We start from the raw sequence: 22,276 nt of genomic DNA, 5'->3' as shown, positions 1-22,276 counted from the left end.
TTGTTGGGTCGGCTGGGGCGCAGTACGCGGGGGCGTCTGGTTGTGATCGGGATCGTGTCGGCGGTCGCGCTGGGCGGCATCCTCACCTTCGTGGTGCTGAAGCTGACCCAGGGTGACCAGGGCGTCAAGCCACCCACCGCCCAGCCGGGACCGCCGCAGAGCTTCGCGATCCCGGGCTGCTACAACCTGTCCGTTCCGCCCGTCGAACGGCCTAAGCGGCTCAACGTGCTGGGCTGCGCGAGCGTCGCCGTTGCGCTGCAAGACATGTCGTGGAGTTCGTGGGGCCAACAGGGCGCCGACGGCAGCGGCACGGCCGTGTTCAAGGTCTGCGATCCGAATTGCGCGGCCGGGTATCAACTCACCGAGCCCGTAATCGTCCACGCGTGGAATCCACAGCCGCCGCGGCGCGAGGCCATCTGCCAGGTCGGCTTGAACATCTTCGCCGACATGATCCTGGCCTTTCCCAAAGGTGTTCCCCCGCCGACCGTGCAGAAGATGAACACCCAGTACAACGGGGAACCGGCGGTGCACTTCGCCAACTACTCGAGCGGCGACACGCGCGGAACGCAATTCATCGGCTACACGTACTGCAACTGATCGCCGCGCTCGCGATCGCCGCTGACCCGACGGCGGCGACCCGTCCCCCGCAAGCGGGAGGTGCCCCCATCGCCCGGCTCCGCCGCGCTCGCGATCGCCGCTAGACCTCGATCACCACGGCGCCGCCCTGGCCACCACCCGCGCACATGGCCGCGACGCCGATGCCGCCGCCACGGCGGGCCAGCTCGTAGACCAGCGTGGTCACCATGCGCGCGCCCGAGGCCGCGATGGGGTGGCCGAGGCTGCAGCCGCTGCCGGAGAAGTTCACCTTCTCCTCGTCGATGCCGTACTCGCGGCACGCCGCGATCGGCACCGAGGCGAACGCCTCGTTGATCTCCCACAGCGCGACGTCGTCGACCGACAGCCCGGCCCGCTGCAGCACTTTGCCGATGACCTTGACGGCCCCCAGCCCGGTGTCGCGGGGGGCGACGCCCGCGGCCGCCCACGCCCGGACCGCGCCCATGACATTGAGGTTTTCGGCCGCGGCGTAGTCGCGGTCCACGAGAGCCACCGCCGCGGCGGCGTCGTTGGTGCCGCTGCTGTTGCCGGCCGTGATCGAGAACCCCTCGATCTCGGGGTGCAGCACTTTGAGCGCGGCGAGCTTTTCGACGGTGGTGTCTCGGCGGGGATGCTCGTCCACGGAGAACTCGGTGACCGAACCGTCGAACTGGGTGACCTTCAGCGGGATGATCTCGTCGACGAACTTGCCCGCGTCCATGGCCGCGATGGCGCGCTGATGTGAGCGGGCCGCCCACGCGTCCATCTCCTCGCGCGTGATCCCGACCGCCTGGGCGGTGTTCCAGCCCACGGTGATCGACATGTCCTTGGCGGGTGCATCCGGCGTTTCGACGTGCGTCGGCGGCATCCAGCGCTCCTCGAACTTGAGCTCCGGGCCGGGGATCCGCCAGTTGGTCAGCGGCGTCATCGACAACGACTGCACGCCGCCGGCGATCAGCACGCGTTCCATCCCGGAACCGATCTGCGCCGCCGCGTTGCCGATGGCGGTCAGGCTGCCCGCACAGTGCCGGTTCACCGACTGGCCGGGAATGTCCTCCATCCCCGTGGCGGTGGCGGCATACCTCGCCAAATCCCCGCCCCCGTAATGGGATTCAGCGAAGATGATGTCGTCGATGGCGGACGGGTCGACGCCGGAGCGGCGCACGACCTCCGGAAGCACCGTGGTGATCAGCGTCTCGGGTGGCGTGTTGACGAGCGTGCCCTTGAAGGAGCGGCCGATCGCCGTCCGAACCGCTCCGACAATGACGGGTTTGGCCATGTTCTCAACCTCGAACGGTCTGGCTGCGGTCGGCAGCGCGGGTGTCAGCAGATGACGCGAATCGTAACAAATACCGTATGGCCAATAGTAAACGGCCTGAGTTTCCGCCATCCCGATACCGACCGCGCGTGACAGGACACAATGGGTCGATGACAACCAGACCAGTCGCCGTGCGTGACACCACCGAGCTCACCGCGTATCGCGTCGCGGCGATGCTCCTGGGCGTGGGGACGCTGCACTTCGTGGCGCCCAAGCCGTTCGACACGATCGTCCCGGCCGAGCTCCCGGGCAGCGCCCGCTTCTACACCTATGCGTCCGGGGTGGCCGAGGTGGGCATCGGAGCGGCGTTGCTGCCGCGACGCACGCGGCGACTGGCCGCGCTCGCGGCCGCCGTGTTGTTCGTCGGCGTGTTTCCGGCCAACGTCAACATGTGCCGGCTGTGGTGGGACAAGCCCTGGCCGATGCGGATCGTCGCCCTGGCCCGGTTGCCCCTGCAGATCCCCATGATCACCACCGCACTCAAGATCAGCCGCAACAGCTGAGGGCACCCATCTTCGTCACATGCGCCACAGCCGTCGCTGGGTGCGGGGATGCCCGACGTGCTCGCCTCTCAGCGACAATGCGTTCGTTGGGCTGGGCGGCGGCCTCATCGCCCGCGTTGTCGCTCCGAGGCGGGCAACCCGTGCGTCTCCCGGCGCGGGGGCTGGTGCTGCCTCTGTAACTGGCCCGACCACGGGAAGCTCCGCAAAACGCCTGTGCCGCAGGCGGACTCAGCCACCGATGTCGACCGAGCGGCCCAGGAAAGCCATCAGCCGCACGGTCGGCGTCGCGTCATCCGGTGCGGGCTGGGCCGGCCCGAAGCCGCCCGGCCGCCGCAACAGGTGCTCGGGCAGCGACTCCACCAACCCGCGGCACAGCCCCAGCAGGTCCGCGGGCAGCTCGATCAGCCGCCCTTGCGACCGTTGGATGTCCCAGGCGTGCATGGCCAGGTCGGACACCGGATACGTCAGCGCCCGCCGCAACGGAACCTCACCTTCGGGCGACCTCCGCGGTCCGTCGAGGTCGGCGCCGGGCAACCCGGCCCGCAGCCGCGCCGCCAGCTCGCGCAGCCGCTGGCTCGGGTCATCGCATATCCAGTCGGCAGGCTGCGACGGGCGGTCCCAGAGCTCACCGTCCTCGATCAGGGTCACCACTTTCGCCGCGCTGCCCGTGACGTGCCCGACCAGCTCGCGCAGGCTCCAGCCCTCGAGGTTGGACGACTGATCCCAGCGCTCCGGGGAAACCTGGTCGACGGCGGCGATGAGCAGATCGATTGCCTCGGTGGCCAGCACGCCGATCCGGGAGTTCGTGTCGTTCATGGCGTGCATCCCCTCGAAACGCCGTGTCGCGTACCGTCCAGAAGTCTAGGGTCGCAACCCCGGTTACACAGGAGGTCCGCTTGGGCAAGACGGATATCGCGGCGCTCCTCGCGGTCGCGTCCGCCCTGATGGTGGGTTTCGGAGACGTCATCCAGCAGCGATCCGCCCAACAGGTCACCGACAAGCCGGTCGGAACCATGGCTCTGTTCCGCCAGCTCCTGCGCGATCGGCAATGGTGGACGGGCAGCCTGGTGGCCGCCGCCGGGTTCGGCTTGCAGGCAGCGGCGCTTGACCTGGGCTCGGTGGTGCTGGTGCAGGCGCTGTTGGTGACGTCGTTGCTGTTCGCGTTGCTGATCAGCGCGCGGACCAATCATCGGAGAATCACGCCGCGGCAAGGCATTTGGGCCGTGCTGCTGGCCGCGGCGGTCGCGGTGGTCGTGACGGTCGGCGACCCCCAGGAGGGAACGCCGCGCGGGTCTGTGCATACCTGGAGCATCGTGGCATTGGTCATGGGTCCGGCGCTCATCCTGTGCGTGATCGGCGCGCGCATGTTCCCCGGCACCGTTGGCGCGCTGCTGCTGGGTCTGATGTCGGGCTCGCTGTGGGGATTGTTTTCGGTACTGACCAAGGGTGTGGTCGACCAGCTGGACCGCGGCATCCCCGCGCTGCTGCGCCTGCCCGAGGTGTACGTGTGGGTGGTGGTGGCCATCGCGGCGACGGCCTGGGAGCAGTCCGCGTTTCGGGCCGGTCCGCTCACCGCGTCGCTTCCGGCCGTGACCGTCGCCGAGCCCGTCGTCGGATCGGTGCTCGGCGTCACCGTGCTCGGTGAGACGCTGCGCACCAACGACATCGGCCTGGTGGCACTGGGCCTGTCGGTTGCGGTGATGGCGGCCGCGACCGTGGCACTCGCCCACAGCCAGGCCGCCGGGGCCCCGCCGACCGGCGAAAAGCCCGCGGTATCAGCTTGATCAGATGCGCGAGCCGACCCGGTGCGCCGTGCCGTCCGGATCGACATAGGCGAATTCGCGCAGACCGTAGGGAGTGTCCTGCGGTGGGAGCAGGCGGCCCTCGAGGTCTTCCAGTGCAGCCCACTCCGCATGGAGGACGTCGGCATCGCTGACGTAGAGGTACACGCTTGCACCGGTTCGCAACGGGTCGTGCTCGTCCCACTCCGTCAGGTGGATGGATACGGATCCACGGTCGACGAACCCGTAGCGATCTGGTCCGTCGTATGCGCGTGCAGCGAAGCCGAGTCGTCGATAGCGATCCAGGGCGACGTCGAGATTCCGTACCGGGACGATCGGCGCTACCGAGGTGAAGTCGACTGCGGTCACACCGCGAACATATCGCTTGGCCCCGAACCCCCTCGCGACACCCGGCCGCTGACGTACGCTGCATCGGACCGACTTCTGAATAGGGGACGCGCTGGGGGTGCGCGAAAAGGCTTGCCTAGGCAGGAAAGGCATTCGACATGCGCCAGCTGACAGCTTCAGTCGCCATAGCCGCCGCCGGAATACTGCTCACCGGCTGCAGCCACGATGGCGGGAGCGCCGCGTCGTCGACCACCAGCAGCACCACGGCTGCGGCTAAGACGCCCCTCAACAAGGCCCAGCTGCCCGACCTCATGCTCAGCCCTAGCGATATCGACACGATGCTGGGGGTCACCGGCACCACCAGCGACCCACCGAAGACCGCGCTGGAAGAAGACACAGCCAAGCGCAGCGACTACACGCTTCCCGCCGAATGCAAGTACGCCCTCCACGCGGCCCTGGCACCCGTTTATGCGGACAGCGGGTACACGGCGGTTTACGGCTACCACGACCTTGCACCCACTCCCCCGGGCGCGGACGACCTGGAAAGCCCTGACGTGTACCAGTTTGTCGTGTTGTTCCCCGCGCCCGACCAGGCGAACGCGTTTTTCACCACCTCGTCGCAGCAATGGCCCGCCTGCGCCAACCGCTTGGACACCGTGCCCGCCGACGGCACCCATCCCGAACTCCAGTGGAAGGTCGGACCGGTCACCAACGCCAACGGGGTGCTGAGCACGACCGTAACGCTGAGCTTCAGCCGTAACGGCGTGAATTTGACCGTCCCGTGTCAGCGGGCGTTGACCGTTCGCAGCAACGTCGTCGTCGACGTGGACGCGTGCCGCAAGGACGTGGGAGATCTCGGCATCAACATCGCCAACCAGATCGCCGGGAAGATCGGCAAGCAATAGGACCTCAATGGCCGCCCTCCGTTCATCCATCGGCGGTAGCTGCTCGCCGCGCCCCCGGCGTACGATCTTGCGGCCGAACCCGGTCAAGCGACGACACTTGCGCCACCAACGATCCTGGCGGTAAGCCGTAGCTACACCCGACGTCGCGACGCGGTTTCGTGCAGTCTGCTCGGATGGTCGGCGGCGGGGTGTCGAGGAGGAAACGCATGGGCGCATCGGAGAAGTCGGCCGAACGCGGCGGCGGACGGCCGGTGATCCACCTCTCGCAGCTGCTGCGTGCGCCGGTGCTGGCCCGCGCCGGGGAAACGGTGGGCCGTGTCGAGGACGTGATCGTGCGGCTGCGGGGCGCCGACGAGTACCCCCTCGTCACCGGGATCGTGGCCGGGGTCGGCGGGCGGCGGGTGTTCATCGGTGACAAATCGATCGACGAGTACGCCGCGGACCGAGTCCTGTTGACCAAGAACAAGGTTGACCTTCGCGGCTTCGAGCGCCGTGAAGGTGAGGTGCTGCTGCGCGCCGACGTGTTGGGCCACCGGCTGATCGATGTGGCCAATGTCGAGCTGATCCGCGCCTACGACGTGGAACTGGAAGACACCGGCGCCGGATGGATGCTGACGCGCGTGGACACCCGACGGCCACCGCGGTTGTTCGGACTGATCAGGCAGTCGGGCGGGCACGCGGCCCGCGATTGGAAGGCGTTCGAGCCGCTGATCGGCGACGCCCGCTCGGACGCCGTGCGGCGCCTGTCGGACCGCTTCGGCGAGTTCAAGGCCGCCGAGATCGCCGACCTTCTCGAGGAGGCGGACAAGGCCGAGGGCGGCGAGATCCTCGACCGCGTGCGCAGCGACCCCGAACTGGAAGCCGACGTGTTCGAAGAGCTGGAGCCGGACAAGGCCAGCCGGCTCCTCGACGGCATGCCCGACAACGAGGTCGCCGCGCTGCTGGGCCGGATGCGGGCCGACGACGCCGCCGACGCGATCGCCGACCTGCGCCAGTCGCGGCGCCGGCGCGTGCTGGAGTTGATGCCGGGCCCGCAGCGCACCAAGGTCATCACCCTGATGGGCTTCAACCCCGAGAGCGCCGGCGGCCTGATGAACGTCGACTTCGTCTCGTGCGCGGCCGCCACCACGGCGGCCGAAGCGCTGGCGCTGATCGCGTCCGCCGGCACCATACAGCCGGAGGCGCTGATCAAAGTGCATGTGATCGACGAGGACAGACGGCTCGACGGTGTCGTCTCGGTCATCACCTTGTTGCAGGCCCCGGCCGGTGAAACCCTTGCGCGGCTGATGGATTCCGATCCGGTGCGGGTCACGCCGGACGCCGACCTGACCGATGTCGCGCTGTTGATGGCCGACTTCAACCTCTACTCCATCCCGGTGGTCGACGACCAGGATCGCGTGCTCGGGGTGGTCACCGTCGACGACGTGCTCGAGGCGACCATCCCGGAGGATTGGCGCCGGCGAGAGCCCGCGCCGCGTCCCGTGCGCGAGATTCCCGGTGACCAGAGCGCGCGCGTGCCGGGAGGTAATGCGCTGTGACGACCGGTCGCGAAGAGATTCACCGGCCCAGCGCGGTGCTGGACGCCGCGCACCTCGGTGACATCGAGGGCGCGTTCGGTCGCATCAGCGTCGGCGAAACCGAGCACGGCCGCACCTGGAAGACGCGGTTGCTGACCCTGCTCGCGATCGTCGGTCCCGGAATCATCGTGATGGTCGGCGACAACGACGCCGGCGGCGTCGCCACCTACGCCCAGGCCGGACAGAACTACGGCTACTCCCTGCTGTGGGTGCTGCTGCTGTTGATACCCGTCCTGATCGTCAACCAGGAGATGGTGGTGCGGCTCGGCGCGGTCACCGGCGTCGGGCACGCGCGGCTGATCAACGAACGCTTCGGCCGCGGCTGGGGCTGGTTCTCGGTCGGCGACCTGTTCCTGCTCAACTTCCTGACGATCGTCACCGAATTCATCGGCATCAGCCTGGCCGCCGAATTCATCGGCGTCTCCAAATACGTTGTGGTGCCGGTCTCGGCGGTGGCGCTGGTCGCGATCATGGCGAGCGGGAGCTTCCGCCGCTGGGAGCGCGCCATGTTCATTTTCATCGCCGTGACGCTGCTGCAGATCCCGATGCTGCTGATGTCCCACCCCCAGTGGCGTCAGGCCGCCAAATCGTTCGTGATACCCAGCATTTCGGGCGGGGTGAGCTCGGATGCGGTGCTGCTCATCATCGCCATCGTCGGCACCACCGTGGCGCCCTGGCAGCTGTTCTTCCAGCAGTCCAACGTCGTCGACAAGCGCATCACCCCGCGCTTCATCGGGTACGAGCGCGCCGACACCGTGCTGGGTGCCTTCGTCGTGGTCATCGGTGCCGCGGCGCTGGTGATGACCGGTGAATGGGCGGCACGCTCCACCAACACCGTCGGCGGCTTCACCGACGCCGGTGCCACCGCACACCTGCTCGGCGAGCACCGCGGGACGCTGGGCTGGATCTTCGCGATCGTGCTGATGGACGCCTCGATCATCGGGGCCGCCGCGGTAACCCTGGCCACCAGTTACGCCTTCGGTGACGTGTTCGGCCTGAAGCACTCCCTGCACCGCGGATTCGCCGACGCCAAGCAGTTCTACCTGTCCTACACCGCCATGGTGGTAGTGGCCGCGGCCATCGTGCTGATTCCCGGCGCGCCGCTCGGGCTGATCACCACCGCCGTGCAAGCCCTCGCCGGCCTACTGCTGCCCAGCGCCAGCGTCTTCCTGCTGCTGCTGTGCAACGACCGGGAAGTGTTGGGCCCGTGGGTCAATCGCCCCTGGCTCAACTGGGTCGCCGGGTTGATCGTCGGCACGCTGCTGCTGCTATCGGGAATCCTGATGGCCACCACGCTGTTCCGCGATCTCAACGTCGTGGCGGTGGCCGGCTACCTCGCCCTGGCCCTGGCGGTACTCGCCGCCGCGGCGGTGCCGGTGCTGCGCTGGATGGCCCGTCGTCAACCCGCGGCGCCCGCGCCACGGCTGCCCGCGCGCGGCGTCGACCGCAACACCTGGCGGATGCCGCCCCTGACGCTGCTCGAGCCGGTCACCTGGTCACCGGGCACCCGACTCGGCATGATCGCGCTACGCGCCTACCTGATCGTCGGCGCACTCCTGTTGGTGGTCAAGGCGATACAGCTCAGTCACTGACGCCCTTGTTGTATGCGGCGGGCCACCTCGCCGTACCGCTCGAACCGCTCCGGATCACCCACGGCGTTGTAAAGCACCAGGCGCGTGGCCTTTTCGGCGTACTTCTCGATCAGCGCGTCGGCGAGTCCGTCCCACGTCGACTCGGTGGCGAAGGCGGCGATGTGGTCGTCGCTGACCTGGGCGGCCATGCCCGCGAAGTCACCGGCCTTCTGCCTCTCGCGGATCCGGGCGGTCGTGCCCTCGAACCCGGCCTGATCCCAGATGAACGCGTAATTGGGGGTGCTGCCGTAGAAAGCCATGCTGGCGCGCACGCCTTCTCGTTGCTTGTCGCGCTCCTCGTCGGTGTCACCGACGATGGTCATCACCGGCACGATCACCGCGATGTCGGCCGGCGACCGTCCCGCCTTCGCCGCCCCGTCGGCGACGTTCGGCAAGACGTGGCGGGCGATGTATCCCGGCTCGCCGATCGGGTGCACGTGCACCCCGTCGGCGACCTCGCCGGCCATCCGCAGCATCCACGGATTGACCGCTGCGATATCGACTTTCGGGTCGGGCGCGTCGATCGGACCCGGGCTCCACTGCGGGGTGATGAAGTCGAGGTCGTAGAAGTCGCCGTGGTGATCCAGCGTCCCGGAGCGGAACGCCGCGAAACAAGCCTTGACCGCGAACAGGTAGTCGCGCAGGCGCGGTCCGGGCCGCTCGAATGCCACCCCGTAGCGCCGGACGACGTGGGTGCGCACCTGGGTGCCCAGACCCAGGCGGAAGTTCCCGCCGGTCGCCTCCTGAAGCTCCCAGGCCGTGGCGGCCGTGACGAAGGGGCTGCGCGGGAAGGCGACGGCCACGCCGGTGGACAACTCGAGGCCGGGCGCGGCCTGGGACGCCACGGCCGCGTTGAGGTAGGCCGTGCGGCCCGTCTCGGTGAACAACAGACCGGAGAAACCGGCGGCTTGCGTTCGCCGGGCCAGGTCGCCGATCTGGTGCAGCGGCTGCGGGACCGTCATCGCATCGACGTGCATGAGCGGAGCCTACGTGGGCTCGGCCCTTGCCCGGTGACCGCGTCACGGTGTTAGCTCATTATTCGTCAGCAACCAACGCCGCTTCGCTAACAGGAGGCTCGCCAACATGCTTCGTGGATTGCTCATCGCCGGAGCAATCGTCGTGGGGATTGCGGGGCCACCCGCGGCCCAGGCCGCCCCATCGACGACGACCTCACCCGCGCCGACGACGGGCGCCAGCGTTTACTACCCGAACTGCAAGGCGGCGTGCGCCGACGGCGTGGCCCCGATCTACCGTGGACAGCCGGGTTACCGGTCCGGCCTGGATCGTGACGGCGACGGCATCGCGTGCGAGGTATGCCACTGATGTGGGTCCCGATTCCGCGGTTGGTCGCCGTCCTCGCCATGGCGTCTGCCGGCCTCGTGGCCTGCGGGTCGCAGCACGCTGCGGCGCCCGCCGCATCCAGTTCAAGTGCGGCGAAGCCGTCGCCGCCCCCCAGCCCCATCGCCTCGTCCAGCACGCCCACGCCCACGACCACCAGCGCGCCGGACTGCGTCGGGCTGTCGATTTGCCGGCCACCACCGCCGGACGCTGAGGGAAATCCGGCGTGCTACTACGCGGACGGGTGGCGCGGTGATTCCTCGGGCACCGGGATCGAGGTGTGGTACTTCCGCGACCCGCAAAGCCCGCCCAAGCCGGACAAGGTCACCGCGCTCGTACGCAAGAAGGACGGCACCACCGAGTCGCAGGATGCCGACATCGCCGCCGACCAACAGGTGCATCGGTTCGGATTCCCCACCGTCGCGCCGTCGGTGGTTCAAGAGGTGTTGTTCAGCGGCGGCGGCGGCCGCTGCTTCGTCGTCGGACCGTAACCGGATCAGCGCTTCTGGGGGCGGTGGCTCACCGGGGCGGTGAACCCCTGGGTGTCGTCGAAGTTGGCCCACTGGCCGTCGTCGTTGACCTCCATGCGCCAGCCGAGCTCGGTGTCGCCGCCGATCGAGGCGATGAACCACGCGTGTGCGGACTCCGCGCTGGCAAAATTCTTCGTCGCGACGACCCGCCCGCGTGGGTCGATGACGCGAAATTCAGCCATGGGAGGTGATTATCCCTGCCAGCGGGTTTTCAATCCGGCTTATCTCCCATTTGCCGGCCAAGCCGACCGCGAACACCCCTGGCGCAAACCTGGCAAATCCCGGGCTACACGGTGCGGGTCAACCGGTCGGCGAGCAGCTCGGCGAACCGGGCCGGATCGTCAAGCGCACCCCCTTCGGCGAGAAGCGCTGTGCCGTAGAGCAATTCGGCGGTCTCGGCAAGGGCGGCGAGCGCGGCGTCGCCCTCCGCCTTCTTTTGCGCCTCTCGCAGGCCGGTAACCAGCGGGTGGTTCGGGTTGAGCTCGAGAATCCGCTTGCCGACCGGGATGTCCTGCCCGGACGCGCGGTAGAGCCGCGCCAGCGCCGGGGTGATGCCGAAGGCGTCGGTGATCAGGCAGGCCGGCGACTCCGTCAATCGGCTGGAGAGCCGCACCTCCTTGACGTGGTCGCTCAACGTCTCCTTCATCCAGGTCAGCAGGTCGGCGAAGTCCTTCTGTTGCTCCTCGCGCTCGGCCTCGCTCTCGTCGCCTTCGGCGCTCAGGTCCACCTCGCCCTTGGCGACCGATTGCAGCGGCTTGCCGTCGAACTCGGTCACCGTTCCGACCCAGACCTCGTCGACCGGGTCGGTGAGCAGCAAGACCTCGTAGCCCTTGGCTTTGAAGGCCTCCAGGTGCGGCGACTTCAGGATCTGTTGCCGCGTCTCCCCCGTGGCGAAGAAGATCTGCTCCTGGCCCTCCTTCATGCGTTCCACGTACTCGGCGAGGGTGGTGGCCTCCTCCTCGCTGCGCGTCGAGGCGAATGAGCAGATTTGCAGCAGGGTCTCGCGGTTGTCGAAGTCGGACAGCAGGCCCTCTTTGACGACTCGGCCGAACTGGGTCCAGAAGCTGCGGTAGTCGTCGGGCCGCTCGGACTGCAGCTCCTTGATGGTCGACAGGACCTTCTTGGTGAGCCGCCGCCGGATGGCCTTGATCTGCCGATCCTGCTGCAGGATCTCGCGCGAGACGTTGAGCGACATGTCCTGCGCGTCCACGACGCCTTTGACGAAGCGCAGGTATTCGGGCATCAGCTGGTCGCAGTCGCCCATGATGAACACCCGCTTGACGTACAGCTGGATCCCGGTCTGCGCGTCGCGGTTGAACAGGTCGAACGGCGCGTGCGACGGGATGAACAGCAGCGCCTGGTATTCGAAGGTGCCCTCGGCCTTCATCGCGATGATTTCCAGCGGGTCGTCCCAGGCGTGGGCGACGTGCTTGTAGAACTCCTTGTACTCCTCCTCGGAGACCTCTTCTTTGGGCCTGGCCCAAAGCGCCTTCATCGAGTTGAGGGTCTCGGTTTCGAGCGTGACGGTCTCCTCGCCGCCCTCCTCCTCAGCCGGAGTCCGTCGTTCGACCTCCATCCGGATGGGCCAGGCGATGAAGTCGGAATACTTCTTGACCAGGCTGCGGATCTTCCACTCCGAGGTGTAGTCGTGCAGCTCGTCCTCGGCGTCTTCGGGCTTGAGGTGCAGCGTGACCGACGTCCCCTGTGGTGCGTCGTCGACGGCTTCGATGGTGTAGGTGCCCTCGCCGCTGGATTCCCACTTGGTGGCTTCGCTCTCGCCGGCCTTGCGGGTGATCAGCTCGACCTTGTCGGCGACCATGAAGCTCGAATAGAACCCGATGCCGAACTGACCGATCAGTTCCTCCGACGCGGCCTCGTTCTGGGCCTCCTTCAATTGCTGACGCAGCTCGGCCGTGCCCGACTTGGCCAGGGTGCCGATCAGCCCCACCACCTCGTCCCGGGTCATGCCGATGCCGTTGTCGCGGATGGTGAGCGTCCGGGCGCTCTTATCCACCTCGATCTCGATGTGCAAGTCGGAGGTGTCGACATCGAGGTCTTTGTTGCGGAAGGCTTCCAGCCGCAGCTTGTCCAGTGCGTCGGAAGCGTTCGAGATCAGCTCCCGCAGAAACGAATCCTTATTGGAGTAGACGGAGTGGACCATCAGGTCCAGCAGTTGCCGGGCCTCGGCCTGAAACTCCAGCTGCTCGACACGCGCGTTCATCAGATTGCCTGCACTTTCCTCCAGGAGACGACGATGCAAATTTACCGAGACGCGGATGGTCCGTGCCCGGGGGCTGGTCCTACCCTGAACACATGTCTGTCGCGCAACGCGAACGTGCCGCCCTCGTCGAAACCATGCGCGCAGCCGGGCCGGATGCGCCCACCTTGTGCGAGGGGTGGAAGACGCGGGACCTCGCCGCCCACCTCGTCATCCGGGAGTACCGGCCCGACGCCGCCCCGGGCATCCTGATCCCGTTCTTCGCCCCGCACACCGAAAAGGTGCAGAACCAGGTGGCCGAACGGGCCGAGTGGGACGAGCTGGTCGACAAGGTCGCATCCGGCCCGCCGCTTTACTCGCCGTTGAAGCTGCTCGACCCGGTGGCCAACGTGGCGGAGATGTTCATCCATCACGAGGACGTGCGGCGCGCGCAGCCGGGCTGGGAGCCGCGGGCGCTGGAACCCGAGCTGAGCGCCAGGCTGCGCCGCACCCTGCCGATGATGGCGCGGCTGACGCTGGCCAAGGTGCCGGGCCGGGTGGCACTGCGCACCCCGGAGGGCAAGACGATGCTGACCGCGGGAAGCGGCCCGGCCGTCACGGTGACCGGCCCGCCCGAGGAGCTGCTGCTGTTCTCGGTCGGGCGTTCGGCGCGAGTGGAGTTCGACGGCGACGCGGCCGCGGTGCAGGCCGTCCGCGAGGCCCCCAAGGGGCTGTAGCCCGAAATCACCCGAAGGCTTCGCGGAGGTCTTTCTTGATGACCTTGCCGAATTGGTTGCGCGGCAAGGCTTCGACCATCACCAATCGTTCCGGGTGTTTATAGCGGCTCAGCCCGTTCGAATGGCAATGCTGCACAAGGGATTCCAACGACACGCTCTCGGCCGACGCGGGCACCACGACCGCGCATACCCGCTCGCCGGTGCGCGGGTCGGGAACCCCGATGACCGCCACGTCGGCGACCGCGGGATGGGTGGCCAGCACATTCTCGACTTCGAGAGCCGAAACGTTCTCGGCATTGCGGATGATCGCATCCTTGATCCGACCGGTCACGCGGACGTTGCCGTCCCGATCAACCAGCCCGAGATCTCCCGTGCGGAGCCAGCCGTCCTCGTCGAACGCGTCGGCGTCCAGCGCGGGGTCGGCGTAGCCGAGAAAGCATTGGGGGCCCTTGAGGCGGAGCTCGCCCTCCTGACCGACGGGCAGTTCGCCTTCGTCGTTGCCCACCACCCGGACGCTGACCCCCCGCGTCGGCCTACCGACGGTGTGGTCCAGCGAATCCGGCGTGTCGGTGAGCGACGGTGAAGCCGCCACCGGGAACTCGGTGAGCCCCCAGGCGTTGGCGATGCCGGGAAGGCCGAAGGCTTCCCGAATCTGGCGACCGAGTTCGGCGGTGATGGGCGCGCCGCCGGCCAGGCAGCCGCGCAGGAACGGGAACAACGGCCGGTCGCCGTGGGCTCGCTGGGCTTCGAGGAAGCCGAGGAAAAAGGGGGTCGCGGTGCCCAGGAAGGTCGGGTTGTGCGCCGCGATGGAGTACGGCGTCGCCGGCGGGTCGAATACCTCGAACAGCGCCAACCGCATGCCGGTCCGCAGCGCGGCGGCCAGCATCACCGCGCCGCCGATGTGCGCGACCGGAAAGGCGATGGGATCGACATCGTCGCCGGTGATGCCGATCGCCTCGACCAGCCCGGTCGCGCCGGCCATCACCGATGCGTCGGTATGGCGAATCCCTTTGGGCGCGGCGGTGGTTCCCGACGAGTAGTAGACCCATCGCGCATCGCGGGCCGAAGCCGGCGGCGGCGGGAGCGCACCGGCGTCCGCCTGAGGCAGCCGAAGCTCGCCGCCGGCCGGCGGCGTCACCAAGTCGACGGTGATGACCTTGAAACCTCGACTCGCGGACAGGGCCCGCGCCAGGGCGCCATGATCGAATCCGCGCCAACGCTCGGGCACCACAAGGTATTCCGAGGAGAGCTGCTCGGTGATGAAACCGACCTCGTGCTCCCGCAAGATCGGGATGATCGGGTTTTGCACCGCACCGAGCCGGGCCAGCGCCGCCATGACGACCACGGTCTCCAGCGTGGTCGGCAACTGCCACGACACGACGGTTCCCGCGCGGATCCCCAAAGCGGCGAACGCGGCGGCCGTCGCGCAGGCGGCATCGTGGAACTGCCGCGCCGTCAGCGTGCGCGCATGGTCGTCGGCGAGCAGCGGCCGGGGCGATCCCGCCCGCGCCGCGTCGGCGACCAGCCTCCAGTAGGTGACGTCGCTTCCGATGCTCATTCGCTCGTCGGATTGACCTGTGTCGGGCGGAATCCGGAGTGCGCTATGCCAACCGAAACGCCGCTGCCGATGGGACCCGTGCGGTCGACGAGTACAGCCGAACCGGTGGCCACCCCGTCGTGGCTGTAGTGGGTCAGCGAGGCCATGCCGATGTGTGGGCCTTCCGGCAGTCGGCTCAGCGTGAGCGTGTAGTCGGCATTGATGAACTGCAAACCGTTTGTTCCCCAATTGGCAAGGGAGGCAGTGATATCGGCTGCCATGGCGGCGCGGGTGAACGGGCTGAGCGGTTCACCGCCGATGAGCGAGCGGGTTTCGCAAAGCCAGGTGTATTTCTGGCCGGAGGCGTCGACCCATTCGGGGTCGCGATTCTGCAATTCGGTGCCCCATCCGTAGGTGCGCATGAAGAGCGTCGGTTGGGCGCCGTCCTCGTTGGGCAGCGGCGGCATCTGCGGGTTCGGCGACCACACCCGCCCCTCTGGCTGGGGGCCGCGCCGCAGAAACAAGGCGCTCCCCCGCGCGACCGGGACACCGTGCTGGGTGAGGACGACCTCGACGAGCCGCAGCCGCCGCCGGTCGTGGTGCACGGTGGTATGCACCTCCATGGGTTCCAGCGCGACCGGTGCGGGAAGGTCGACGGTCAGGCGGGCGGGTTGAAGTTCCGGGTCATCGACCGCGCGTTCCACCGCCCACCCGAGGAGTCCGCCGACGACGTGCCCGCTGAGCGACGGGCCCCACCCACCGCGCGCGATCGGGTTTGGCACGAAACGGGTTTCGTCGCGCAGGAAGTATGGCGCCTGCGCCGCCGAATCGACGTCATCCGGCACGAGATTCGTTTCGGTCAATGCGCGACGCTCCGCCCGGAGTGGGGATCCCTCATGCGAGGATGGCAACAGTAGATATTACAGTTACCGGCCACAGTCGCCCCGGGTCGACCCGATTCAGGCAGGTGGGACCGCGGCTCAGGCGATCGCCGCGCCCACCAGGTGGCCGATCACGTACGTGATCGCCAATGCGAGACCGCCTCCGATGACGTTGCGGAGCACAGCGCGGCCCTTGGGCGCTCCGCCCAAACCGGCCGACACCGCCCCGGTGATCACCAGCGCGACGAGCACCGCCGCGACGGTGACCGGGATCCGCCACGCCGCCGGCGGAACCAAGATCGCGATCAGCGGCAGCAGGGCCCCGATTGCGAACGACAGCGCCGAAGACGACGCCGCCTGCCAGGGATTGGTCAGCTCCTCGGGATTGATGCCCAGTTCGACTTCGGCGTGCGCGAGAAGCGGATTGTGGTCGGTGAGTTCCTCGGCGACGGTGCGGGCGGTCGCGGCCGTCAGGCCTTTCGCCTCATACAGGGCGGCGAGCTCGTCCATTTCGGCGACCGGATCGTCGCGCAGCTCCTGGCGTTCCTTGTGCAGCAGCGCCTTCTCGGTGTCACGTTGGGTGCTGACCGAAACGTATTCGCCCAGCGCCATCGACACCGCTCCGGCGACCAGTCCGGCGGTGCCGGCGGTCAACACGGGAGCGCGTTCCACCGTCGCGGCCGCGACCCCCACCACGATGCCCGCCGTGGACACGATTCCGTCGTTGGCGCCCAGGACTCCGGCGCGCAGCCAGTTCAATTTCGACGACACCGAACCCACGTGCGGCTCGGACGGATGGGGATGCGACGGGCTCGACACGGCCGCAACGATATACATCAAAGACCCGCCGGACTAGCAAACATAGCCTTGCCAAACGGTTTACTCCCGCTTGTCGGGCTACCCAAAGGTGCCGCGTCTGGCTGGCGCCGAGCCGCGACACATAAACGCCTGCGACGACACGCCGTCGCTTGTCGCAGCGGTATATGTCTCGCGGTACCTGAGCCGGCCGTCCGCCTTCCGTGGTCGGGGTGCGGCGTGCACGACCCAAAAGCTCCGCATGGGCCTCTCACAGCCGTTGCATAGGCAAGCTATCTATGGTCGGTTGATGTAAGGGGGGATTCTGAGGAATTCACCAGTAGTCAGACAGGGTGAAGGACTATGAAACTTAAGCAATTTCTTGGGGGGATGACCGTTGCCGGCGCTCTGAGCGCTGCGGCGTTGGGCATGGGTTCCGGTGCGGCCAGCGCCGCTCCCGGCGGGCCGCCGCCTGGCCCGGCAGGCAACCATGGCGCACCCGCTCCCGGGGGCATTCATCCCCCGAACGCACCCGGTGATCCGGGCGGACCCGGGGGCCCCGGCGGCCCGGGCGGGCCGGGCGGACCTGGGGGCCCCGGCGGTCCCGGCGGGCCGCAGGGCGGACCTGGTGGACCAGGTGGCCCCGGTCATCCGGGCGGGCCAAATGGTCCCGGTGGACCCGGAGGCCCCGGAGGGCCCGATCATCCAGGCGGCCCCGGCGGCCCGGGCGGGCCCGACCACCCAGGCGGCCCCGGCGGCCCCGGCGGCCCCGGCGGCCCCGGCGGACCGGGCGGTCCGTGGCACGGAGATCCTCAGCGCGGCTACTTCCGCGGCGCCCCGTGGGGTGACGGTCCGGCGCCTTGGGGACCCGGTGCGCCGCCTCGCCCCGCGTGGGACCGGCCGCTCCCCCCGCCCGGTGGATATTGGGGGTACGGTCCGATCAACTACTGGGGCTATCAGGAGACCCCGGTGTGGGACCCCGGCTTCAATCAGTGGGGCTTCTGGTTCTTCGGAGTGTGGATTCCGCTGTAAACCGCAGTAAGCACGACGCCCGCTTCGCCACCCGGCGGGGCGGGCATCGTGCTGCTTGTCGATAACCTGGCTCGCAGGTGGCGAATCACCCCGCACCGCAGACGTTTATGCCGCCCCGGCATGCGGACCGAATGAAAAGAATTGCCGCGGTGGGACCTTTGGCCTCTCGGTGGGGGTACTACGCCGTTGCATCGATGCCGTATGGCCCTCGATTGACGTGTCTCGATAGCGAAACATCGAGGTCACGGTTTGGGTTTCCCCCTGCCAGAGCAGTCGACCGATGAGGAGGCGCGATGCCTACGAGGCCCGCACGAGACCCTCGCGTAACCCTCCTCTACTTGGTCACATTCGCCGTCGCGATGGTCGCGGGAATGTGCGCTTTGGTGGCGCTCGTCGCCGGCTCGCCGCTTCAATTCGGCGTCACGCTGGCCCTTTTCGGCGCCGGGTGGATCGCCTCCGACTTCATCGATCGGACGGGTGAGCTCGGGCAGGAGCGCTTCGCCCGGCAGCATGTCGCCATCGTCGCCCGCCCGGCCCAGGCGTATCGACCCTCCCGCGTGGTGCACACCGGTCACCGCGATCCATTCCCGCGATCCGCTCCTCGCGCCACGAGCACGCTGGCCGCCTGAGGTCGATCAGTTCTTGATGCCGACTGTGATCAGGTCGGAAACGAGGCGTGTCCAGACCGGCCGCGGGATGCGGCGCTGCTCGCTGACGACGAACCCGGCGTCTTCGAACATCGTGCGCATCTCCGCCGGCGACGCATTGTGTTGCGGCTTCCACCTATTGGCCGACGGTGCCTGGAGTCGCCGTTGCCGCGCACTGAGGGCCGATACGGCCACCAGTCCGCCGGGCGCCAGCACGCGGTGGAATTCGCGCAGCGCCGCCGGCTGATCGAAGAAGTGGAACGCCGAGGTGGTCACCACCGCGTCGAGGGCCCCGTCGTCGAAAGGGAGCCGCTCCGCAGGGCCACGTAACCACTGCACCCGGTCGGTTCGGGGGCGCGCCTGGCCGAGCATGCCCTCGGACATGTCGACACCGTAGATCTCGTCGGGCTGGAGCTCGCGCGCGATCCGATCACTGAGAATGCCCGTGCCGCAAGCGATATCGGCTATCTTGTGGGCATGGTGAGCACGCAGTTGCGCTATCACCTCGTCGTGCGGCGGACGATATACCCACTGCTGCAACAACGGCAGGTCGTAGACCGGGGCCAGGAAGCTCCAGAGCCGCGTGACCGCGTCGTTGAGTCCTCGGCGGCTCGGCTCCGTCATTCGCCCAGAACCGAGCTGTAGTAGATCGTGTCGGCGACGGACACCGAGTCGTTGGTCTGGGGAATCGCCGCGAGCCCGCTGCCGGCCAGCAGCTCACTCATAGGCCTGCCGACCGTCCGCCAGCCGAGATCCTTCAGGTAGTCGGCGACGTCGTTGCGCTCACCGTCGAAACCCAGCTCCTCCCAATCCAACTCGAAGCCGTGCTCGCGCCACTTGGCGGTGGCCCGGCGCATCATTTCGCGCGCCTTCTCGACGTCTTGCTGCGGACGGTCCGGGATGGCTTCGACGGCCAGCCTGCTGCCCTCGGCGCTCAGCGCGGAGATGTTGTCGAGCAAGCGGTCCTGCGCCTCGGGCGGCAGGTACCCGAAAAGACCCTCCGCGATCCAGGCGGTTGGGCGGATCTTGTCAAAGCCCGCATCCACCAGAGCTTTCGGCCAGTCGCTGCGCAGATCAATGGCGACGGCGCGCAGGTCTGCCCGCGGGGCCGCGCCCAACTTCGCCAGGGTGGCGGTCTTGAACTCGATCACCGCCGGCTGGTCGATCTCGAAGACCGTCATGTCGGCAGGCCATGCCAACCGGTAGGCACGCGCGTCCAGGCCGGAAGCCAGGATTACCGCCTGGCGGAGCCCGGCCTGCGCCGCGTCGTGGAAGAAGGCGTCGAAGAATCGGGTGCGGGCGGCCATCGCCAGGGGCATGTGCTCGAGCTTCCAACCGGATTCGTGGTCGTCGACGTCAGCGGCGACGAGGTCGCCGTCGACCCATCGCGTGAAGAAGTCCACTCCGACCGCGCGAACCAGCGGCTCGGCGAATCGGTCTTCGATAAGCGGGTTGTCAGCCCTGGTCGCGATCGCTCGGGCCGCGGCCACCATCGTGGCGGTCGCGCCCACGCTGGTGGCCAGATCCCAGCTGTCGTTGTCTGTGCGTGGCATGCGTCTTCCCCTCGCAGTCATGGCGATACTTAGCCAGTATAACGACCCGCGAGGGGCGAAGAGTTCCCGAGCCAGCCGGGCCCTACCGCGGGCCGGGCCCTCCCGGCCCACCTGGGCCACCAGGCCCACCCGGTCCCCCGGGTCCTCCCGGACCACCAGGCCCGCCGGGTCCGCCCGGCCCATTCACCGCCGGGACCCAGGGAACGCATTGATGCAAGTCCGCGCTCCAGATAAACCCTTCAGCACAATTGGGATCGGCCCGGCCGATCGCCGGCGCCGAAACTGCGATCACCGGCAACATCGCCAAAACGAGCGCGACGGCCCCGAGCACCCGGCCGCGCACCGGGGGCGTCATTGCTGCACACGTCATGTAGGTCTCCTCCCCGCCGATGACACTCGGTTCAAATGATTTTGCGACACGAAACCGGTTGGCGGTGCTGTTATTCGGTAACCAGCTCGAACACCGGGATGACGCGGTCGGTGCGCTCCTGGTAGTCGCCGAAGCCCGGCGCCCGCTCGACCACGATCCGGTAGACGGAATCCCGCTCGTCGCGCGGCAATTCGCGCACGGTCGCCGGCCTGGGCTCCTGTGAGCCGATCTCCACGGTCACCCGCGGATGGGCGCGAATGTTGTGCACCCAAGCGGGGTTCTTCTCCCGGCCCGCGGCGGACCCGACGACGTAGATCCTGCCGTCGACATCGAAGTAAGCGACGGGGTTTACCCGCTGCGCACCGCTTCGTGCCCCGGTCGAGGTCAACAGCAGCAACGGGAAGCCCTCGAACTGCCCGCCGACCTTGCCGCCGTTGCGGCGGAACTCCTCGATGTTGCGCTCGTTGAATTCGCGCTCCGAATGCATTTCGTCGTCGCCCATCTCCCCATCCTGGCACGGGGGCAGCCCCACAGGGCCCGCGCGGGATTGATCGTCGCCGAATGCGGGTATCACCAGGCAATCCCATCGGGGGGGTATCCGCTTCCGTAGAAACGAAGTGAGCACGAGATGGTCGGCTGGCTGGACAGGCTGCAGCGACGAAACCGCGCCGCCGGCGTGGTTATCGGGGTCGTCTACAAATATCTGGATGATCAAGGCGGCTACCTATCCGCCCTGATCACCTACTACGGGTTCGTATCCCTGTTCCCGCTACTGCTGCTGTTGACCACCGGCCTCGGAGTGGTGCTCGCCGGACGCCCCGACCTGCGGGAACAGGTGCTGCACAGCACGTTGAGCCAATTCCCGGTCATCGGCGATCAGCTGCATCAGCCCGCAGGGCTCAGCGGAGGAACCATCGCCGTGGTCGTCGGCATCGCCGGCGCCCTCTACGGCGGCCTTGGCGTGGGTCAGGCGGTGCAGAATGCCATGGACTCGGTGTGGGCCGTCCCCAGGAACAAGCGTCCGGACCCCGTCCGCTCACGACTGCGCAGCTTGATGTTGCTGTTGGTCCTGGGCTCGGCGGCCATCGCCGCCACGGTCCTGTCGGCGGCCGGCCAGGCGACAGGAGCGCTGGGCGTCTTCGGAAAGATCGGCGTCGCGCTGGTGGCCGTGGCGATCAACGCGATGATTTGCCTGGTGGCGTTTCGCGTCACCACCGCGCGGGAGCTGACGTATCGCCAGGTGCTGCCCGGAGCGCTTGCGGCAGCGGTCATTTGGCAGATCCTGCAGTGGGGCGGCGCCGGATACATTCGGCACACCGTGAAGTCGGCCAGCGCGACCAACAGCGTCTTCGCCTTGGTTCTGGGATTACTGGCCTTTCTGTTTCTGGTGTCGTCAACGCTGGTTCTGTGCGCCGAGATCAATGTCGTTCTGGTGGAACGCCTTTACCCGCGGGCGTTGCTCACGCCCTTCACAGACAACGCGGAACTTACGCCGGCCGACCGCAAGACCTACACCAAGAAGGCGAAAGCCGAACGCGTCAAGGGCTTTCAGCGCGTCAGCGTCAGATTCGGAGACCTCACCGGTAAGGCGACCCGGCCCCGGACGCCGACGACGCCCACCGTCCGGGGCGGGCCCGCCGGCTGATCAGTTGCCGCGTCCGGTCTGTTCCTGCAACTCGTCGATGAGCTCGGACGCCTGAGCCTTGGTCAAATCATCGGGAACGTCCCGGCCCGCTTCCTGGGCCAACGTGTGCAGTTAGCTGCGCTGCGGACCGGTCATCGGCTCGTCGCCGGTCACCCACTGGGACGTGTCCTTCTCCGGGTTCCCGCTCGGCGCCTGTCGCGTGTCGTCAGTCATGTCCTTCACCTCCGCGAGGAGGGATAACCATCGCACGTACGTTCGAAACCTGCGCCACGCCGCTCGCCGTGGCCGGCCCTTTGCAAGAATCGGTTGCTATGTCGCGCTCCTTCGACATCCGCATCGAATCGCCCGCCAGCGTGG

The 22,276-nt window shown here is 67.9% G+C and carries 24 protein-coding genes and 1 pseudogene; 12 read left to right on the top strand and 13 right to left on the bottom strand.

The window, feature by feature from the left end:
- The first annotated feature begins 42 nt into the window (after positions 1 to 42).
- Positions 43 to 597 (top strand): hypothetical protein, encoded by a 555-nt coding sequence (locus A5704_RS21650; RefSeq protein WP_082954929.1) that lies wholly within the window; start codon positions 43 to 45, stop codon positions 595 to 597.
- A 100-nt stretch (positions 598 to 697) separates the two neighbouring features.
- On the opposite strand, the gene A5704_RS21645 is transcribed toward A5704_RS21650, so the two are convergent.
- Complete coding sequence (locus A5704_RS21645) at positions 698 to 1,873, bottom strand: thiolase family protein (RefSeq protein WP_067751442.1); 1,176 nt, start codon at positions 1,871 to 1,873, stop codon at positions 698 to 700.
- Positions 1,874 to 2,022: 149 nt separating this feature from the next.
- Between A5704_RS21645 and A5704_RS21640 the strand changes: the two genes are divergently transcribed.
- The gene (locus A5704_RS21640; RefSeq protein ID WP_067751424.1) at positions 2,023 to 2,415 is read left to right on the top strand and encodes a hypothetical protein; all 393 of its coding nucleotides are present in this window, start codon (positions 2,023 to 2,025) and stop codon (positions 2,413 to 2,415) included.
- A gap of 228 nt (positions 2,416 to 2,643) precedes the next feature.
- On the opposite strand, the gene A5704_RS21635 is transcribed toward A5704_RS21640, so the two are convergent.
- Positions 2,644 to 3,231, bottom strand: coding sequence for a TIGR03086 family metal-binding protein (locus A5704_RS21635; RefSeq protein ID WP_067890996.1), 588 nt, complete (start codon positions 3,229 to 3,231; stop codon positions 2,644 to 2,646).
- Between the two features lie 80 nt (positions 3,232 to 3,311).
- Here A5704_RS21635 and A5704_RS21630 point away from each other — a divergent pair, with 80 nt between their 5' ends.
- The gene (locus A5704_RS21630; protein WP_067890993.1) at positions 3,312 to 4,199 is read left to right on the top strand and encodes a DMT family transporter; all 888 of its coding nucleotides are present in this window, start codon (positions 3,312 to 3,314) and stop codon (positions 4,197 to 4,199) included.
- On the opposite strand, the gene A5704_RS21625 is transcribed toward A5704_RS21630, so the two are convergent.
- On the bottom strand, positions 4,200 to 4,565 hold the full coding sequence (locus A5704_RS21625; RefSeq protein WP_067782096.1) for a VOC family protein: 366 nt from the start codon (positions 4,563 to 4,565) through the stop codon (positions 4,200 to 4,202).
- A 137-nt stretch (positions 4,566 to 4,702) separates the two neighbouring features.
- Here A5704_RS21625 and A5704_RS21620 point away from each other — a divergent pair, with 137 nt between their 5' ends.
- From A5704_RS21620 to A5704_RS21610, 3 genes are all read left to right on the top strand, one after another.
- Positions 4,703 to 5,449 carry a sensor domain-containing protein gene (locus A5704_RS21620; RefSeq protein WP_067890990.1) on the top strand — a complete coding sequence of 249 codons (747 nt, stop codon included), beginning with the start codon at positions 4,703 to 4,705 and terminating at the stop codon, positions 5,447 to 5,449.
- Between the two features lie 206 nt (positions 5,450 to 5,655).
- Positions 5,656 to 6,987 (top strand): magnesium transporter MgtE N-terminal domain-containing protein, encoded by a 1,332-nt coding sequence (locus A5704_RS21615; protein ID WP_067890988.1) that lies wholly within the window; start codon positions 5,656 to 5,658, stop codon positions 6,985 to 6,987.
- Entirely contained in the window at positions 6,984 to 8,618 is a 1,635-nt protein-coding gene (locus A5704_RS21610; protein ID WP_067748267.1) for an Nramp family divalent metal transporter, read from the top strand. The genes A5704_RS21615 and A5704_RS21610 overlap by 4 nt, the downstream gene beginning before the upstream one ends.
- Here the strand turns inward: A5704_RS21610 and A5704_RS21605 are convergent.
- Complete coding sequence (locus tag A5704_RS21605; protein ID WP_067782086.1) at positions 8,612 to 9,634, bottom strand: TIGR03617 family F420-dependent LLM class oxidoreductase; 1,023 nt, start codon at positions 9,632 to 9,634, stop codon at positions 8,612 to 8,614. The genes A5704_RS21610 and A5704_RS21605 overlap by 7 nt on opposite strands.
- Positions 9,635 to 9,740: 106 nt before the next feature.
- Here A5704_RS21605 and A5704_RS29855 point away from each other — a divergent pair, with 106 nt between their 5' ends.
- Together A5704_RS29855 and A5704_RS21595 are read left to right on the top strand one after the other, a co-directional pair.
- The gene (locus A5704_RS29855; RefSeq protein WP_067890984.1) at positions 9,741 to 9,980 is read left to right on the top strand and encodes an excalibur calcium-binding domain-containing protein; all 240 of its coding nucleotides are present in this window, start codon (positions 9,741 to 9,743) and stop codon (positions 9,978 to 9,980) included.
- On the top strand, positions 9,971 to 10,486 hold the full coding sequence (locus A5704_RS21595) for a hypothetical protein (RefSeq protein WP_231969196.1): 516 nt from the start codon (positions 9,971 to 9,973) through the stop codon (positions 10,484 to 10,486). Before A5704_RS29855 ends, A5704_RS21595 begins: the two co-directional genes overlap by 10 nt.
- A 5-nt stretch (positions 10,487 to 10,491) precedes the next feature.
- On the opposite strand, the gene A5704_RS21590 is transcribed toward A5704_RS21595, so the two are convergent.
- Together A5704_RS21590 and htpG are read right to left on the bottom strand one after the other, a co-directional pair.
- Positions 10,492 to 10,707 (bottom strand): hypothetical protein, encoded by a 216-nt coding sequence (locus A5704_RS21590; protein WP_067748273.1) that lies wholly within the window; start codon positions 10,705 to 10,707, stop codon positions 10,492 to 10,494.
- 104 nt (positions 10,708 to 10,811) lie between these two features.
- Complete coding sequence (gene htpG / locus A5704_RS21585; RefSeq protein ID WP_067890978.1) at positions 10,812 to 12,746, bottom strand: molecular chaperone HtpG; 1,935 nt, start codon at positions 12,744 to 12,746, stop codon at positions 10,812 to 10,814.
- Positions 12,747 to 12,838: 92 nt separating this feature from the next.
- On the opposite strand from htpG, the gene A5704_RS21580 reads away from it, so the two are divergent.
- Positions 12,839 to 13,459 (top strand): TIGR03085 family metal-binding protein, encoded by a 621-nt coding sequence (locus tag A5704_RS21580; RefSeq protein WP_067782070.1) that lies wholly within the window; start codon positions 12,839 to 12,841, stop codon positions 13,457 to 13,459.
- 7 nt (positions 13,460 to 13,466) lie between these two features.
- On the opposite strand, the gene A5704_RS21575 is transcribed toward A5704_RS21580, so the two are convergent.
- The 3 genes from A5704_RS21575 to A5704_RS21565 form a co-directional block, all read right to left on the bottom strand.
- Positions 13,467 to 15,017 (bottom strand): class I adenylate-forming enzyme family protein, encoded by a 1,551-nt coding sequence (locus A5704_RS21575; RefSeq protein ID WP_067890975.1) that lies wholly within the window; start codon positions 15,015 to 15,017, stop codon positions 13,467 to 13,469.
- Positions 15,014 to 15,859 carry a thioesterase family protein gene (locus A5704_RS21570; protein ID WP_067890973.1) on the bottom strand — a complete coding sequence of 282 codons (846 nt, stop codon included), beginning with the start codon at positions 15,857 to 15,859 and terminating at the stop codon, positions 15,014 to 15,016. Before A5704_RS21570 ends, A5704_RS21575 begins: the two co-directional genes overlap by 4 nt.
- Before the next feature lie 117 nt (positions 15,860 to 15,976).
- Positions 15,977 to 16,714 carry a VIT family protein gene (locus A5704_RS21565; RefSeq protein WP_197499059.1) on the bottom strand — a complete coding sequence of 246 codons (738 nt, stop codon included), beginning with the start codon at positions 16,712 to 16,714 and terminating at the stop codon, positions 15,977 to 15,979.
- A gap of 321 nt (positions 16,715 to 17,035) precedes the next feature.
- On the opposite strand from A5704_RS21565, the gene A5704_RS29355 reads away from it, so the two are divergent.
- Positions 17,036 to 17,704 (top strand): chitin-binding protein, encoded by a 669-nt coding sequence (locus tag A5704_RS29355; RefSeq protein WP_082954928.1) that lies wholly within the window; start codon positions 17,036 to 17,038, stop codon positions 17,702 to 17,704.
- Positions 17,705 to 18,042: 338 nt separating this feature from the next.
- Positions 18,043 to 18,333, top strand: a complete 291-nt coding sequence (locus A5704_RS21555; RefSeq protein WP_067890966.1) for a hypothetical protein — start codon at positions 18,043 to 18,045, stop codon at positions 18,331 to 18,333.
- 6 nt (positions 18,334 to 18,339) lie between these two features.
- Here A5704_RS21555 and A5704_RS21550 read toward each other — a convergent pair whose 3' ends face one another.
- The 3 genes from A5704_RS21550 to A5704_RS21540 all read right to left on the bottom strand — a co-directional run bounded on the left by A5704_RS21550 (position 18,340) and on the right by A5704_RS21540 (position 20,776).
- Positions 18,340 to 18,975: a class I SAM-dependent methyltransferase gene (locus A5704_RS21550; RefSeq protein WP_067890963.1), complete on the bottom strand. Its 636-nt coding sequence runs from the start codon at positions 18,973 to 18,975 to the stop codon at positions 18,340 to 18,342.
- A complete protein-coding gene (locus tag A5704_RS21545) occupies positions 18,972 to 19,904 on the bottom strand; it encodes an SAM-dependent methyltransferase (protein WP_067890960.1) in 933 nt (310 codons plus the stop codon). Before A5704_RS21545 ends, A5704_RS21550 begins: the two co-directional genes overlap by 4 nt.
- A gap of 440 nt (positions 19,905 to 20,344) precedes the next feature.
- Complete coding sequence (locus tag A5704_RS21540) at positions 20,345 to 20,776, bottom strand: nitroreductase family deazaflavin-dependent oxidoreductase (RefSeq protein ID WP_067890957.1); 432 nt, start codon at positions 20,774 to 20,776, stop codon at positions 20,345 to 20,347.
- A 126-nt stretch (positions 20,777 to 20,902) separates the two neighbouring features.
- Between A5704_RS21540 and A5704_RS21535 the strand changes: the two genes are divergently transcribed.
- Entirely contained in the window at positions 20,903 to 21,919 is a 1,017-nt protein-coding gene (locus tag A5704_RS21535; protein WP_067890953.1) for a YihY/virulence factor BrkB family protein, read from the top strand.
- Here A5704_RS21535 and A5704_RS21530 read toward each other — a convergent pair.
- A pseudogene (locus A5704_RS21530) lies at positions 21,920 to 22,132 on the bottom strand (DUF3072 domain-containing protein).
- Between the last annotated feature and the right edge of the window lie 144 nt (positions 22,133 to 22,276).

Source organism: Mycobacterium sp. E735 (genome assembly GCF_001666955.1).
In the GTDB taxonomy this organism is placed as follows: Bacteria; Actinomycetota; Actinomycetes; order Mycobacteriales; family Mycobacteriaceae; genus Mycobacterium.
This window is presented reverse-complemented; position numbering and strand designations above follow the sequence as displayed.